Here is a 1,010-nt window from a genome sequence, read left to right on the forward strand (position 1 = left end):
TTGGAGTTATGAGTTTGAACATATCAATCCTTTGAAAGTGCAAATCAGTAAGAATCTTGGGGAGAAAATACCCAAGTAAAATCAAACCACTTGGGTATATAGCTTAGACCATGGGTGTATCCACGCCAGATTAGACCTGTAGCCAAAAAGTCACTGGGCCGTCATTAATTAATGACACTTTCATATCGGCCGCGAAGCGACCACGCTCGGTTGGCAATTCCTGCTCACACAAGTCAGAAAAGTAGTCATACAGACGTTCAGCGTCGGCTGGATGCGCTCCACGAGAAAAGCCTGCACGTGTGCCTTTCTTGGTATCTGCCGGTAACGTAAATTGAGACACCACCAAAACCTTACCGTTCACTTGTTTGACGTTGAGGTTCATTTTTCCTTCGTCGTCTTCAAAGACTCGGTAGGTGGTCACACGTTCCATCAAACGTTTTGCTTTGGCTTCATCGTCGTCCTTCTCAACACCAAGTAGGACAAGAAGGCCTGTATTGATTTCCCCAACTACTTCACCGTCTACACGAACGGCTGCTTCACTGACTCGTTGAATTAGCGCTATCACTACTCTCGCTTCCTTCATTTGCTAACTGAGATTCAGCCGACGAGTGTATCATGTCTAGATCTTCACTCCAGTGCTCTTGCTCACCCAATGCTGCGGTGACTTCTGCCCCCAGCAAGACGATCATCCAGCACAAGTAAACCCAGACAAACAAGATAGGAATTGCGGCTAAAGCGCCGTAAATCAGCTGGTAAGACGGGAACTGAGTGATATAGAGGGCAAAGCCTTTCTTACTTAATTCAAACAGTATCGCCGCAACGGCGGCGCCTACAGCGCCATGCGCTAAATGCACTTTTTTGTTTGGCACCAGAATGTACAAACCTAAAAATGCAAAAAATGACAGCAAGAGCGGCAACCAGCGTAAGAACAAATTGAAGGCGCCAGACAGCGTTTCATTTTCTAAGATTTGTAACGACGTGACATAAGACGTTGCTGCAATACTCGCGCC

At 46.5% G+C, this 1,010-nt stretch carries 2 protein-coding genes; both read right to left on the bottom strand.

All coding sequences use genetic code 11. The annotated features are described in order from the left end of the window. Window positions 1-130: 130 nt before the first annotated feature. On the bottom strand, window positions 131-565 hold the full coding sequence (gene dtd / locus R8O70_RS26420) for a D-aminoacyl-tRNA deacylase (RefSeq protein ID WP_005456795.1): 435 nt from the start codon (window positions 563-565) through the stop codon (window positions 131-133). Then, the coding region (locus tag R8O70_RS26425) for a YihY family inner membrane protein (protein WP_318184614.1) at window positions 537-1,010 on the bottom strand (474 nt) is incomplete at its 5' end. The genes R8O70_RS26425 and dtd, both read right to left, overlap by 29 nt.

This window comes from Vibrio sp. 779(2023) (assembly GCF_033344285.1).
In the GTDB taxonomy this organism is placed as follows: Bacteria; Pseudomonadota; Gammaproteobacteria; order Enterobacterales; family Vibrionaceae; genus Vibrio; species Vibrio alginolyticus.